12 protein-coding genes are annotated in these 13,664 nt (G+C 70.4%); 8 read left to right on the top strand and 4 right to left on the bottom strand.

Annotated features, from left to right (window positions below):
• Positions 1-76: 76 nt before the first annotated feature.
• From ACLJQE_RS05770 to ACLJQE_RS05785, 4 genes are read left to right on the top strand one after another with little or no spacing between them, the layout of a single operon-like run.
• Positions 77-673 (top strand): hypothetical protein, encoded by a 597-nt coding sequence (locus ACLJQE_RS05770; protein WP_410637909.1) that lies wholly within the window; start codon positions 77-79, stop codon positions 671-673.
• A complete protein-coding gene (locus tag ACLJQE_RS05775; protein ID WP_410637910.1) occupies positions 674-1,840 on the top strand; it encodes a glutathionylspermidine synthase family protein in 1,167 nt (388 codons plus the stop codon).
• Between the two features lie 37 nt (positions 1,841-1,877).
• A complete protein-coding gene (locus ACLJQE_RS05780; protein ID WP_103355088.1) occupies positions 1,878-2,330 on the top strand; it encodes a DUF350 domain-containing protein in 453 nt (150 codons plus the stop codon).
• Between the two features lie 38 nt (positions 2,331-2,368).
• The gene (locus tag ACLJQE_RS05785; RefSeq protein WP_410637911.1) at positions 2,369-3,274 is read left to right on the top strand and encodes a haloalkane dehalogenase; all 906 of its coding nucleotides are present in this window, start codon (positions 2,369-2,371) and stop codon (positions 3,272-3,274) included.
• 206 nt (positions 3,275-3,480) lie between these two features.
• Here the strand turns inward: ACLJQE_RS05785 and ACLJQE_RS05790 are convergent, their stop codons facing one another.
• Complete coding sequence (locus tag ACLJQE_RS05790) at positions 3,481-4,773, bottom strand: aspartate aminotransferase family protein (protein WP_410637913.1); 1,293 nt, start codon at positions 4,771-4,773, stop codon at positions 3,481-3,483.
• Between the two features lie 118 nt (positions 4,774-4,891).
• Between ACLJQE_RS05790 and serS the strand changes: the two genes are divergently transcribed.
• Positions 4,892-6,151 (top strand): serine--tRNA ligase, encoded by a 1,260-nt coding sequence (gene serS / locus ACLJQE_RS05795; protein ID WP_410637914.1) that lies wholly within the window; start codon positions 4,892-4,894, stop codon positions 6,149-6,151.
• Positions 6,152-6,215: 64 nt separating this feature from the next.
• Positions 6,216-7,217: a DUF3558 family protein gene (locus ACLJQE_RS05800; RefSeq protein ID WP_410637916.1), complete on the top strand. Its 1,002-nt coding sequence runs from the start codon at positions 6,216-6,218 to the stop codon at positions 7,215-7,217.
• Here ACLJQE_RS05800 and lhgO read toward each other — a convergent pair.
• Complete coding sequence (gene lhgO, locus ACLJQE_RS05805; RefSeq protein WP_410637917.1) at positions 7,214-8,401, bottom strand: L-2-hydroxyglutarate oxidase; 1,188 nt, start codon at positions 8,399-8,401, stop codon at positions 7,214-7,216. The genes ACLJQE_RS05800 and lhgO overlap by 4 nt on opposite strands.
• A 78-nt stretch (positions 8,402-8,479) precedes the next feature.
• On the opposite strand from lhgO, the gene ACLJQE_RS05810 reads away from it, so the two are divergent.
• The gene (locus ACLJQE_RS05810) at positions 8,480-9,088 is read left to right on the top strand and encodes a TetR/AcrR family transcriptional regulator (protein ID WP_410637918.1); all 609 of its coding nucleotides are present in this window, start codon (positions 8,480-8,482) and stop codon (positions 9,086-9,088) included.
• Complete coding sequence (locus ACLJQE_RS05815) at positions 9,085-9,570, top strand: nuclear transport factor 2 family protein (protein ID WP_410637919.1); 486 nt, start codon at positions 9,085-9,087, stop codon at positions 9,568-9,570. The genes ACLJQE_RS05810 and ACLJQE_RS05815 overlap by 4 nt, the downstream gene beginning before the upstream one ends.
• Positions 9,571-9,588: 18 nt before the next feature.
• Here ACLJQE_RS05815 and ACLJQE_RS05820 read toward each other — a convergent pair whose 3' ends face one another.
• Together ACLJQE_RS05820 and ACLJQE_RS05825 are read right to left on the bottom strand one after the other, a co-directional pair.
• A complete protein-coding gene (locus ACLJQE_RS05820) occupies positions 9,589-10,449 on the bottom strand; it encodes a helix-turn-helix domain-containing protein (RefSeq protein WP_410637920.1) in 861 nt (286 codons plus the stop codon).
• Between the two features lie 9 nt (positions 10,450-10,458).
• Positions 10,459-13,560: a BTAD domain-containing putative transcriptional regulator gene (locus tag ACLJQE_RS05825; RefSeq protein WP_410637921.1), complete on the bottom strand. Its 3,102-nt coding sequence runs from the start codon at positions 13,558-13,560 to the stop codon at positions 10,459-10,461.
• Between the last annotated feature and the right edge of the window lie 104 nt (positions 13,561-13,664).

Consider the following 13,664-nt stretch of genomic DNA (forward strand, 5'->3'; position numbering starts at 1 on the left):
CGCCGCGCATGACGTGCGCGGTCCGGGTGGTTAGGGTGGTCAGGGTTTCGCGGTGGCCGGTGATTACGGAGCGCACATGACGCAGGACAACAGTACTGGGGACCAGCCGCCCCCCGAGCCGCCGAAGCGCGGCTCGATGAGGTTTCAGGACTCGAACACGCAGCCCCGCCAGCCCTCGGTGGCCGAGCAGCGGGCCCGCCGGCAGGCGGAGATCCAGGAGCAGCACGACCAGGAGCTGGCCCGCAAGGCCGACGCCAAGGCGGCGACGCGGCGCAAGATCCTGATCGGCAGCGGCGTCACGGTCGGGCTCGTCGGCCTGGTCGCGACCTACTACACGGTGGCGAAGACCGAGAACGTCACGGCGGTCTGCACCGACTCGAACGGAGTCGTCCAGAACGACGACTACTGCGACGACACCTACGTCTCCAGCCACGGCGGCTACCACAGCGGCGGCTTCCTGTTCCTGCCGATCCCGGGCGGCGGCTACAACAGCTACCGCTACAACTACGGCGGCAACGGCGCGATCGGCCAGCGGGTGTCCGGTGGCTCGTACGACGCGCCGTCGGCACGCACCAACGTCACGACGAAGACCGGCAAGTCCGTCCAGCGCGGCGGCTTCGGCATCAGCGGCAAGAGCGGCACCGGCGGCAGCGGCAAGAGCGGGGGATCGTAGGTGTACCGGGACCGGCGTGAGCCGCGGCGCGACTGGCAGCGGATCGTCGAAGAGCAAGGGCTCGTCTACGGCACGCCGGCCCGCGACAGCAGCGGCCGGGTGCGGCCGTACTGGGACGAGTCCGTGCACTACGTCTTCGACATGGACGAGATCCTCTCGGTCGAAGCCGACGTCGAACTGCTGCACTCGATGTGCCTGGAGGCCGTCGACAACGTCGTGACGACCGAGGGCTACCAGCGGTTCGGCATCCCCGAGTGGGTCTGGCCGCACATCGCCGAGTCGTGGAAGCGGCAGGACCCGCACGTCTACGGCCGGTTCGACCTGCGCTACGACGGCAAGTCGCCGGCGAAGCTGCTCGAGTACAACGCGGACACGCCGACCACGCTGCTGGAGGCGTCGCTGCTGCAGTGGCACTGGAAGACCGACGTCTTCCCGGACGACGACCAGTGGAACTCGATCCACGAGAAGCTCGTCGAGCGGTGGTCCTTCCTGCAGGACAAGCTGCCGTCGAGCGAACTGCACTTCACCTGGTCGGCGGCCGACCCGTCCGGCGAGGACAACGTCACCACGGCGTACCTGCAGGAGACCGCGGCCGAGGCCGGCCTCGACACGGTGGGCCTGGCGATCGAGGAGGTCGGCTGGGACCCGCTGCTCAAGCGGTTCGTCGACCTCGAAGAGCGGCAGATGGCGACCGTGCTGAAGCTGTACCCGTGGGAGTGGATGGTCGACGAGGAGTTCGGCCGCCACGCCGTCGAGTCGCTGCCGCGGACGCTGTGGGTCGAGCCGCTGTGGAAGATGATCCTCTCCAACAAGACGCTGCTGGCGATCCTGTGGGAGAACTACCCGGGCCACCCGAACCTGCTGCCCGCGTTCGCCGACGACCCCGGCATCCTCACCGAGTACGTCCGCAAGCCGAAGCTGGGCCGCGAGGGCGCGAACGTCCAGATCGTCGCGACCGGGTACGAAACCCAGACCGGCGGCGTCTACGGTGCGGAAGGCTTCGTCTACCAGGCGTTCGACCCGCTGCCCGAGTTCGACGGCTACCGGCCGGCGCTCGGCGCGTGGATCGTCGGCGACAGCGCCGCCGGGCTGGGCATCCGCGAAACCGGCGGTCTGGTGACGGATGACGGTGCGGCATTCGTCCCACACCGCATCCCCGAAGCGTGATAAAACACCCCATCGCTGACCTATTGGGAGAAAACTCGTGACCTCGACCCTTGCGCTGTCCGACACGTTCGGCTCCGACCTCGTGCGGGGGATCGGCGCGATCCTGCTCTACGGCGTCATCGGCCTGCTGCTGATGTTCGCCGGGTTCTACGCGATCGACTGGACCACGCCCGGCAAGCTGTCCAAGCTGGTCACGCAGGGCCTGCCGAACGCGGTGATCGTGACCGCGTCCGGGATGCTCTCGATGGCGTTCATCGTCGTGGTGGCGATCTTCAACTCGGCCAGCGACCTCACCGAGGGCCTCATCACCTCGCTGGTCTACGGCCTGCTCGGGATCATCGTCCAGGTGGTCGCGGTCCGGCTGCTGGAGTGGGCGACCCGCATCGACGTGGCCTCGACCATCGAGAGCGAGAAGTTCGCCCCGGTGAGCATCGTCGTCGCGGCGGCGCACATCGGCCTGGGCCTCGTGGTGGCGGTCGGCATCTCCTGAGCCTGGCTGCGCTGGTCCGTTCGCACTAGCGTGGGTTCGTGCGCCTGCTGAGGACACCGGACGACCGGTTCACGGACCTGCCCGATTTTTCCTACGAACCTCGCTACGCCGAGTTGGCGGATCCACACGGCGGCCGGATCAGAGTGGGGTACGTCGAGGCAGGTCCGGCGGACGGCCCGGTCGTGCTGCTGCTGCACGGCGAACCGACCTGGTCGTTCCTGTACCGCAAGATGCTGCCGGTGCTGGCGGCCGCCGGACTGCGGGCGATCGCGCCGGACCTCGTGGGGTTCGGCCGGTCCGACAAGCCGGGAGCCTTGGCCGACCACAGCTACGCCCGGCACGTCGGGTGGATGCGCGGCTTCGCGTTCGACGCTCTGGACCTGCGTGACGTGACGCTGGTCGGCCAGGACTGGGGCGGCCTGATCGGGCTGCGGCTGGTCGCGGAGCACCCGGCCCGGTTCTCGCGCGTGGTGGCGTCCAACACGGGCCTCCCGACCGGCGACCACGACATGCCGGCCGTGTGGCACGCCTTCCGCGAGGCCGTCGAGAAGGCACCGGTCCTGGACGTCGCCCGCTTCGTGCAGTCGGGGTGCACGTCGGTGCTTTCGGACGCCGAGCGGGCCGCGTACGACGCGCCGTTCCCGAACGAGATGTACAAGGCAGGCCCGCGCGCGATGCCCGGACTGGTGCCCCACCGGCCGGACAACCCGGCGTCTCCGGCGAACCGCGCGGCCTGGAAGACCCTCTCGGAGCTGTACCTGCCGTTCCTGGTCGCCTTCTCCGACGGCGACCCCATCACGGGTCCCCTGGCTCCGATCCTGCAGCGCTCGATGAAGGGCGCACAGGGGCTGGAGCACCCGGTGATCGCCGGAGCGGGCCACTTCCTGCAGGAGGACGCGGGCGAGGAGCTGGCCGACCACGTGGCGCGGTTCGTCCGCGGGTGAGCTGAGCAGCCCCCGATTTCCACGCTAGCGGAGGGCACCGACGGAATCGATGCCCTCCGCCGCGGTTGTCCACAGCCTGCGCCCGCACTGCCGGTTGTCCACAGTGCCGGGCAAGCGCCCCAAGGTGGCCTTGGTTGCGTTGAACGCACCCAATGTGGCCTTCGGTGCGTTGAACGCACCGAAGGCCACCTTGGGGCGCTGGGGAGTCAGGCCAGTGCGGCGTGCGTTGCCGCCAGCGAATCGAGCAAGATGTCCAGACCCTCCTGGGCTTCCTCGGCCGTGAGGGTCATCGGCGGGCCGAGGCGCAGGACGTTGCCGTGCAGGCCGCCCTTTCCGATCAGCAGCCCGCGCTTCTTCGTCTCCTCGAGCATCCGCGCCGCCGCGGCGACGAAAGGCCGGGTGGTCCCCGGCTTGATCAGCTCAATGCCGATCATCAGCCCCTTGCCGCGCACCTCGGCGACCAGCGGGCTGTCGGAAGAACGCAACCCCGACAGCAGCTGCGCCCCCCGGGCGGCGCAGTTCGCCTGCAGGTCGTGGTCCTTGATGTAGTCCAGCACCGCCGTCGCTCCCGCCATCGACACCGGGTTGCCCCCGAACGTCGAGAACGACTGCGCCTGGAAGCAGTCCAGCACGTCCCCGCGCGCCACCACGCCGCCCACCGCGAGGCCGTTCCCCAGTCCCTTGGCGAACGTCATCATGTCCGGCGTCACGCCGTGCGCCTCGATGCCCCAGAAGTGCTCGCCCGTGCGGCCCCAGCCGGTCTGGACCTCGTCCGAGATGAACAGCACCCCGTACGCATCCAGGACCTCCTTCATGGCCCGGAACAACCCGTCCGGCGGCAGGCTGAACCCGCCCACCCCCTGGATCGGCTCGGCGATCAGGCACGCCACGTCGCCCGCTGTCGCCGTGTCCAGCACGTCCACCAGGTCCGCGACGCACGCGTCGATGTAGTCCGCATCGGACATGTGCCGGAACGGGCTGCGGTACCGGTACCCGCCGTGGACGTAGTTGACCTTGACCGGGCTCAGCGCCGACGCCGACCAGCCGCGGTTGCCGGTGATCGCGACCGTTCCGAACGATCGCCCGTGGTAGGAGTTCCGCATCGCCAGCACCTGGTTGCTGCGCCGGAACTGCGTCGCCAGCATCAGCGCCGTGTCGTTGGCCTCGCTGCCGGAGTTCGTGAAGAACACCTTCGCGTCCGGAATGCCGGACAGCTTCGCGATCCGCTCGGCCAGCTCGACCTGCGAACGGATCAAGTACAACGTCGACGTGTGCAGGATGCCCGTGTCGAGCTGCTTGCGGACCGCGTCGCCGATCTCGGCGACGTCGTAGCCCATCGAGTTGGTCAGCACCCCCGCGAAGAAGTCCAGGTACGTGCGGCCCTGGGAGTCGGTCATCCGGCGGTCGTGCGCGTGCACGATCTCGATCGGCTCCTCGTAGAGCAGCGACATCCAGGACGGCATGACTGCGCGGTGCCGGGCCAGCAGCTCGTCGGTCATCGGGCGCCTCCTCAGGGTTTCCCTGGAGTATGAGGACGCCGTGAACAGCGCTTCAACGATCAGACTGTCGGGATAACCCAGTAGGGACGCACAGTCTGTACGGACTACCCTCTGATCCGTGATTGACCCCAGGACTCTGCGCGATGACCCGGAAGCCGTGCGCGCGTCGCAGCGCGCTCGTGGTGAAGACGAGGGAGTGGTCGACAAACTGCTCTCCCTCGACTCCCGGCGCCGGTCCTCGATCGCGGCCGCCGACAAGCTGCGCAACGAGCAGAAGCTCCTGGGCAAGCAGATCCCGAAGGCGCCGCCGGAGGAGAAGCAGCGGCTGCTGGCCACGGCCAAGGAGCTCGCCGCGCAGGTCAAGGCGGCCGAGGCGGAGCAGAACACCGCGTCGGAGGAGTTCGACACGCTCTTCCGGACCGTGCCGAACCTCGTCCACCCGAGCGCGCCGGTCGGCGGCGAGGACGACTTCACCGTCGTCAAGCACGTCGGTGAGCCGACGAAGCTCGGCTTCACCCCGAAAGACCACCTCGAGCTGCTCGAAGGCCTCGGCGGCGTCGACATGGAACGCGGCGCGAAGGTCTCGGGCTCGCGGTTCTACTTCCTCACCGGCGTCGGCGCGCAACTGCAGCTCGGCCTGCTCAACATGGCCATCGCGCAGGCCCTGGACAACGGCTTCACACCGATGATCACGCCGTCGCTGGTCCGCCCGGAGATCATGGCCGGCACCGGCTTCCTCGGCCAGCACTCGAGCGAGATCTACCACCTCGCGGACGACGACCTCTACCTCGTCGGCACGTCGGAGGTGCCGCTCGCCGGCTTCCACTCCGACGAGATCCTCGACCTCACCGAGGCGAAGCGGTACGCGGGCTGGTCGTCCTGCTACCGCCGCGAGGCCGGCTCCTACGGCAAGGACACCCGCGGCATCATCCGCGTCCACCAGTTCGACAAGGTGGAGATGTTCGTCTACGCCAAGCCGGCGGACGCCGAGGCGGAGCACGAGCGGCTGCTCGGCTGGGAAGAGCAGATGCTCGCGAAGATCGAGGTGCCCTACCGCGTGATCGACACCGCGACCGGCGACCTCGGCACGTCCGCGCACCGCAAGTTCGACTGCGAGGCGTGGATCCCGACCCAGGAGACCTACCGCGAGCTGACCTCGACCTCGAACTGCACGACCTTCCAGGCCCGCCGCCTGGCGATCCGCTACCGCGACGACAACGGCAAGCCGCAGATCGCCGCGACGCTCAACGGCACACTGGCCACCACCCGGTGGATCGTCGCGATCGTCGAGAACCACCAGCAGGAGGACGGCTCGGTCCGCGTGCCGGAGGCGCTGCGCCCGTTCGTCGGCGGCAAGGAAGTCCTCACGCCCCGCTGAATCGGGCGGATCCGCGGTGCTGCTCCGTTCGTCCCAGTACAGTCCGGGCCGAACGGGAGGACTCATGCGGAAGAAGTGGCAGGTCGCGGCGGCGCTGGCGGCCGTGACCGTGGTGACCGGCTGCACGGTGACGGTCGGCGGCTCGGCGTCGCCGGTACCCGGGCAGGGGCCGGTCGTCACGGCCGTCGACGCCTGCACGCTGCTCGACGAAGCCCAGGTCGACGCCCTCGGCTTTGAGACACCGGGCCGCTCGGTGAAGGAGAACAAGGACCGGCTCCAGCCGCCGATGTGCCTGTGGAGCTCGAAGGACGACATCGAGCCGTCCGCCGTCCTCAACGTCGGTGTCGCTTCGGACATGGACTTCAACGAGTACATCTCCGGCGCCGTCAAGAAGTCCGAGCCGCAGCGGATCAGCGGGTTCAGCTGGACGCAGTACGCGTCGATCCTGCCCGACGACTGCGCGTACTACGCCCTGCTCGGCGCCAAGTCCTTCGCCTACGTCAGCGTCTCGGCCGGCAAGCTCGACAAGTCGTGTGAGCTGGCGAAACTGGCGATCCCGCAGGTCGCGGCGCACCTGCCGGGCGGGCAGGACGCCCCACCGATCACACCGTCGACCTCGGCGAAGCCGGAGCCGGGCGGCCCGCTGCTGTCGGCGGATCCGTGCGCGGCGCTGAAGCCGGACCAGGTGTCCCAGCTGGCGAACATTTCGCCGGACGGCAAGAAGACCAACTCGTCCGTGGTGCCGAACGCCTCGTACTGCCTCTGGGACGACACCGACGGCGACGGCGGCCAAAAGGCGTTCGAGGTCTGGTACGGCCCGAGCACGCCGGTCGGGCAGTGGCCGGGCGCGAAGGGCATCACCCCGGTCGAGACCGTCGACGTCGGCGGCAAGAAGTGGGGCCTGTTCCCGAACATGGGCGGCCTGCGGGTGACCTGCGGTGCGACCGTGGCGATCACCGAAACGTCGTCGGTGCAGGTGGTCAGCGGGTTCATCGGCGACGACACGAAGACCTGTGACCTCGTGAAGCAGGGCCTGCCGCTGGTGACGGCGAACCTGCCGGGCTAACCCTCGGAAACCTGGTCGGCGATGTGGCGCGCGATCTCCAGCGCGCTCGTCGCGGCCGGCGACGGCGCGTTCAGGACGTGCACCTGGTCGCGCGCGGTCTCGATGAGGAAGTCGTCGACGAGCGAGCCGTCGCGGCGCATCGCCTGCGCGCGCACGCCGGAGCCGTGGCGGACGATGTCGTCCTCGGTGACGGCCGGGACGAGCCGTGCGAGGCTCGCGGCGAACCGCTTCTTCGAGAACGAGCGGCGGACCTCGTCGAGCCCGGTCGGGAACGCGTACTTGCGCGCCAGCCGCCAGACCCCGGGGAAGGCCGCGACCTCGGCGACGTCCTTCGCGGAGAAGTCGCCCCACCGGTAGCCCTCGCGGCGCAGCGCGAGCACGGCGTTCGGGCCGGCGTGCACGCTGCCGTCGAGCATGCGCGTGAGGTGCACGCCGAGGAACGGCAGCGTCGGGTCCGGCACGGGGTAGATCAGGCCCTTGACCAGGTGCCGGCGGTCCGGCTTGAGCTCGTAGTACTCACCGCGGAACGGCACGATCCGCGCGGACGGCGTCAGCCCGGCCAGCCGCGCGACGCGGTCGGAGTGCAGGCCGGCGCAGTTCACCAGCGCGTCGGCCTGGACGACGTCGTCGCCGGTGGCGACCTCGACCCCGCCGCCGCTCCCGCCCCGGATGGCCAGCGCGGGCGAGTTCAGCCGGAGGTCGACGCCGGCTTCGTCGAGCAGCCGGACGAGCGCGTGGCAGACGGCGGGGAAGTCGATGATCCCGGTGGATTCGACGCGCAACGCGGCCACACAGGCGACTTCGGGCTCGTACTCGCGTGCTTCGGCGGGCGAGATCTGCTTGGCCGGGACGCCGTTGGCCTCGGCGCGTTCGGCGAGGGTGTTCAGCGCGGGAACTTCACTCTCGTGGGTCGCGACGACGAGCTTCCCGCACACCTCGACGGGCACGCCGTACTGGCGCGCGAAGTCCACGATGGACCGATTGCCGGCGACGGACATCCGCGCCTTGAACGAGCCGGGCTTGTAGTAGAGCCCGGCGTGCACGACGTTCGAGTTGTGCCCGGTCTGGTGCGCCGCCCAGCGGGATTCCTTTTCCAGGACGGTGACGTCCAGTCCGCGCCTGGTCAGCTCCCAGGCCACGGCCAGACCGACGATCCCGCCCCCGACGACTACGACGTTACGCACGGTCGATCAGGCTACGCGAGTCTTCGCAGGGAGTGTTCCTGGCGTTACCTAACGTCTGTCAGGTACAGTACCTAACCGATGTCAGGTAAGCGGTTGACACGGGAAGCGCGACGCGAGCGGATCCTCGCCGCGGCCGGTGAAGTGTTCGCTTCGGCGGGCTACGACGCGGCCGGGATGCGCGAGGTCGCGGCGGCGGCCGGCATCAGCACGCCGGTGCTCTACGACCACTTCCCGGCGAAGGCGCAGTTGTACGCGGCCCTGCTGGAGTCCGAAGTGGACGGATTGCTGGCCGGCTGGGCCGCGCTGCCGGTGTCGGACGATCCGGAAGTGCTGCTGCGCAGCCGCGTGTCGGCGATCTTCCGCTGGATCGAGTCGAACGAGCGCGGCTGGCGGATGATCTTCGCGGAGACACCGTCGGACCCGGCGGTCGCTTCGGTGCACCGAAGCGGCCAGGCCCGCGCGACGGCCAACCTGGCTTCGCTGTTCCACGGCGTGCCGCTGGACCTCACGTCGGAAATCCCGCGCCCGCTGGCCGACGAGGTGCTGGCGGAGGCGTGCAAGAGCGCACTGAATTCGATCGCGACGTGGTGGTGGAGCCACCGCGAGATCCCGCGCGACGAAGTGGTGGCGCTGACGGTCGACCTGCTGTGGCGCGGGCTCGCCACGCTGATCAAGGGGGCACGATGAGCACGGAGACCTACCGCCTCGCGGCGGAAACGCGTGACGCGGATCTGGCGATGACGGCGTTCGCGCCGGACGCGGTGCTGCATTCGCCGCTGACGTCCCGGGTCCGCTTCACCGGCCACGAGCAGTTGCGGCCGCTGATCGAGGTGGCGTACCGGCACTTGGAGGACATCCACTTCCACACGGACACCGGCGACGCGCGAACCCGGGTGGTGGTCTACACCGCCCGCATCGGCGGCGAGCCGATCGAGGAGGCAGCACTGCTGAAGCTGAACGAAGACGGTCTGATCGAGGAGGCAACGCTGTTCGTGCGGCCGCTCCCGGCCTTGGTGACGTTGATGGACCGCTTCGGCCCGGACATCGCCCGCGGCAACGGCCGTCCGGTGGTGGCGCGGGTGTTGAGCGTGCTGGTGAAGCCGCTGCTGGCCATGGTGAAGTCGGGGGACCGACGGGCAGTCCCGCTGGTCAGCGGCCGAGGTGCGTGAGGAAGGCCCTGGTTGCCGCTATTCGCCGGCCAAGGCCGCCAGCTCGACCCCTTCGATTTCGTCGGCGAGCCGGCTGATGAACGCTTTGGAATCGGTCTCGCTCATTGCAAGCGCACGGAGCTTCTTGAGCCCGGCTCGGTACACCCGTACATCGTGTTCGTCGAGGACGAATGCCCCGCAGGACAGGTGTTCCAGGTAGACCACCGAGGTGCCGTCGGTCAGCGAATACAGGAGGAACGGTCCGGCCAGGCCGGGATGCCAACCACACGCGGCCGGGACCACCCGGAGGGTGACTGACCGCGTGGATCTCTCGATCAACGAATGCAGCTGGTCGAACATCGTGGTCGGGGTACCGATCCGGTCACGCAAGGCGGCTTCACCGATGATCGCCTCGAAGGTGCGATCGGCCGCGAGCATCTCCGCGCGCTTCATGCGCAAGGCGACCCTTCGGTCTGCCTCCTCCGCAGTACTGCCGTAGGCGGTGAACATTGCGCGGGCGTAGCCCGGAGTTTGAAGCAAACCGGGAATGCCCATGGGCGACCATTCGACGATGGACTTCGCCGCCTTCTCGCATTCGATCACCGCGGCGAGCTGCATGCCGGACGGACCGTAGGTGATCCAGCCCGGCTCCGATGCACCTCTCACGAGAGTGAGAATCTGCTGCTTCCGGTCACCGACCACCCCGAGCGCGCCCAGGATGGCTGTCACATCCTCCAACCGCGGCGTGCGCAGGCCGTACTCCCACTGGCTGAGCAACTGGAAGTGGATCCCGATCCGGCGTGCCAGCTCTCGCAAACCACATCCGGCGTCCGTGCGCACCTCGCGGATCGCCGCCGCAAGGGTTCGTGCTCGGGGCGTGACGGTGTCCGTCTTCGGCATGGTGGCAATTTACGTGTCCGAACTCGTGGACACCTCGCCCTCGATCGAGTGCTCCAGTGCCTTCTGCACACCCATCCCCAGCCCGGTCCGATACGCCCGCTCGAACCCGTCCACGCCCAGTGACTCCACCAACCGCCCCCGGACCGCCGACACGTCCGGGTCCCCGGTGATCGCCGTTCCCCGCACCGCCGCGGCCGCGCCCAACAGGACCGCAGACTGGGCCGCTCCCGCGAGACCTTCCAGGGCGAACGCCACCACGTCACCCGCGTTCCACTCCCGTCCGAGCAGCAACGCCGTTCGGTGCAACGAAGCCGCCGAGGATCGATTCCCCTCCGCCAAGGCCAGCCACCCCATTGAAATCAACGCCGTCGCGCGGACCGACTCCGCCGCGAACGAGCCTCCCGCGCACTCCGCCAGCGCCCGCTCGCACAGCTCCCGGGCCGCCTCCAGATCACCCGACAGGCGGGACAGGTTCGCCAACCCGACGTACGCGGCCGCGCGGGACTCCGGCATGCCCGATCGGCTCGATGTTGCCGCCGCCAGTTCGTAGTCCGCCCGAGCCCTGGCGTGGTCGCCCGACAACAGGTGCGTCCACGCGCGGCGGCAGATCAGGTCCGCCACGTCGTCCGTTGCGCCGATCTCGTGCATCAGGCCGAGCGCCTCGTCCATCAGCGGCAACGCGGCCGCGTACTCGCCGCGCCAAGTCAGGAGCTGGGACAGGTGATCCAGCGCCATCGACAGGCCCCACCGCTCGCCCAGCGCGCGGAACTGCGCCGCACCCTCGCGAAGGCCCTCCTCGGCGCCCGCCAGGTCGCCGGACATCATCGACCGCAGGCCCACGCCCATCGGCAGCAGTGCCCACCCCCACGGCTCGCCGGCAGCGAGGAGGCTCTGGCCGCGGCCGAGCAGCTCCGCGTCGTCGCCGGGCGGGCCCACCACCACCCCGAGCAGCATCACCAGCATCGGGTTGCGGGGCGTCCACTCCTCGTCCGTCGCGAACCGGCGGACCAGCGGCAGGTACTGCTCCAGCGACTCGTGCCGCTGCCCGGCCAGCGCGCCGAGCACGCACACCAGGAACTCCTCGACGTACTCCTCGCGCACCTCGGGCGGGCACCGCGAAACCACGGCCAGCGACAACCCGGCGCCCTCGAACCGCCGCCCGCGCATCCACCAGTACATCGGCAGCAGCGCCACCAGCCGCAGCGCCAGCACGACGTCGTGCTCGGCCGACCAGCGCAGGGCGGCCAGGATGTTGTCGTAGTCGGCGTCGATCCGGGCCAGCCACGCCAGCTGCTCCGCGGTCCGCAGCTTCGAGTCCGCCTCCGCGGTGAACCGCAGGAAGTACTCCGCGTGCGCGCGGTGGAACGTCTCCGCCTCGCCGGCCTCCGCCAGCTTCTCGCCGCCGAACGCGCGGATCGTCTCCAGCATCCGGAACCGGCCGCCGACCGCCTCGACCAGGGACTTGTCGGCCAGCTCCGGCAGCAGGTCGACGTCCGCGCCGCACACCTCGGCGGCGGCCGCGGCGGTCGCGCCGCCGGGGAACACCGCGAGTCTCCTGGCCAGTTCCCGCTCTTCACCGGTCAGCAGGTCCCAGCTCCACTCGACGACGCCGCGCAGCGAACGGTGCCGGGCCTCGGCCGTCCGGCTGCCGCGGGCCAGCAGCCGGAACCGGTCGTCGAGCCGGGCCGCGATTTCGCCGAGGGCCAGGGTCCGCACGCGGGCCGCCGCCAGCTCCAGCGCCAGCGGCAGGCCGTCGAGGGCCGCGCAGACGAGCTGGACGTCGCCGATCGTGGACTCGTCGAGCACGAACGCGGGGTCGCTCGCGGCCGCGCGTTCGGCGAACAGCCGGACGGCCGCGAACTCCCGGGCCCGGTCGGCGGACGTCCCCGGCGGCGGGACGGCCAGCCGCGGCACCGGCGCCAGCTGCTCGCCGGTGATGCCGAGCGGCTCACGGCTGGTGGCCAGCACCCGCAGTCCCGGGCACGCGGCGAGCAGCCGCGCGGCCAGCCGGGCCGCCACGTCGACGACGTGCTCGCAGTTGTCGAGCACCAGCAGCACCGGGCGGTCGCGCAGCGCCGAGACCAGCCGCTCGACCGGGTCCTGCGGGCCACTGCGGGTGCTCTCGCGCAGGCCGAGCGCGGCCAGCACCGCGCCGGGGACGTCGGGGCCGCCGTGCGGGGCCAGCTCGACGAACGCGACCGGGCCGGCCTGGGCCGCGGCGACCTCGACGGCCAGCCGGGTCTTGCCGGTGCCGCCCGGGCCGGTCAACGTGACGAGCCGGGCGCGGACCAGCAGCTCCGTCACCTGCCGCAGCTCGGCGTCGCGGCCGACGAAGCTGGTCAGCTGGGCGGGCAACGCCGGGAGCACCGGCTTCTCGGTTTCGCCGCGAAGCACCGCCAGGTGCGCTTCGGCGAGTTCCGGACCGGGGTCGGCCCCCAGCTCGTCCGCTAGCGTGCGGCGGGCGTCCTCGAACGCGGCGAGCGCGTCGGCGGGCCGTCCGGCGGCGGCCAGTGCCCGGACCAGCTGCGCGCGCGGTCGTTCCCGCCACGGTTGCGCGGCGACGGTCTCCCGCAGGACGGCGAGGACGTCTTCGGCCTGCCCGAGCGGCAGCCGGGCCTCGACGTGGTCGTCTGCCGCCTCCGCCCGCAGCTCGTCGAGCCGCGTTGCCCGCGCGGCGGCGAACGGCGCGTCGGCCAGGTCGGTGAACGCGGGCCCGCGCCACAACGCCAGCGCTTCGCCCAGCACGGCCGCGGCCCGCGCGTGCTCGCCGTTCTTCAGCAGCGCCCGGCCTTCGCGGGTGAGACGTTCGAAGCAGTGAACGTCCACTTCGTCCGGTCCGACGGCCAGCCGGTACCCGGCCGCGGTGAACTCGACCGGCGCGAGGTCCTTCAACGCCGTCCGCAGCCGCGACACCTGCGACTGGAGGGCGTTCGCGGCGCCGTCCGGCGGGCGTTCGCCGTACATGCCGTCGATCAGCCGCTCGGCGGACACGAACCGCCCGGCCTCGAGCGCGAGCAGCGCCAGCAGCGTCCGCGACCGCGGGCCGCCCACCGCCACCTGCGTGCCGTCGGGGCGCCACGCGGCGACGGCCCCCAGCACCCCGAATCGCATGGACCCCAGCCTAAGACGTCCCCGACCTGCGGCGGATGTCACGCAGGAGGGGAGTTCGGCGTGGTCCTGTGAATCACCTGAGCGTGCGTCTATACACTTCGCCG

The sequence above is a fragment of the Amycolatopsis sp. lyj-346 genome (assembly GCF_046548975.1).
GTDB lineage: Bacteria > Actinomycetota > Actinomycetes > Mycobacteriales > Pseudonocardiaceae > Amycolatopsis.

Coding starts and splice junctions, on each gene's coding strand:
- ACLJQE_RS05770 (WP_410637909.1), top strand. CDS start 77: ATGACGCAGGACAACAGTACTGGGGACCAGCCGCCCCCCGAGCCGCCG.
- ACLJQE_RS05790 (WP_410637913.1), bottom strand. CDS start 4,773: ATGACCGACGAGCTGCTGGCCCGGCACCGCGCAGTCATGCCGTCCTGG.
- ACLJQE_RS05800 (WP_410637916.1), top strand. CDS start 6,216: ATGCGGAAGAAGTGGCAGGTCGCGGCGGCGCTGGCGGCCGTGACCGTG.
- ACLJQE_RS05810 (WP_410637918.1), top strand. CDS start 8,480: ATGTCAGGTAAGCGGTTGACACGGGAAGCGCGACGCGAGCGGATCCTC.
- ACLJQE_RS05815 (WP_410637919.1), top strand. CDS start 9,085: ATGAGCACGGAGACCTACCGCCTCGCGGCGGAAACGCGTGACGCGGAT.
- ACLJQE_RS05820 (WP_410637920.1), bottom strand. CDS start 10,449: ATGCCGAAGACGGACACCGTCACGCCCCGAGCACGAACCCTTGCGGCG.
- ACLJQE_RS05825 (WP_410637921.1), bottom strand. CDS start 13,560: ATGCGATTCGGGGTGCTGGGGGCCGTCGCCGCGTGGCGCCCCGACGGC.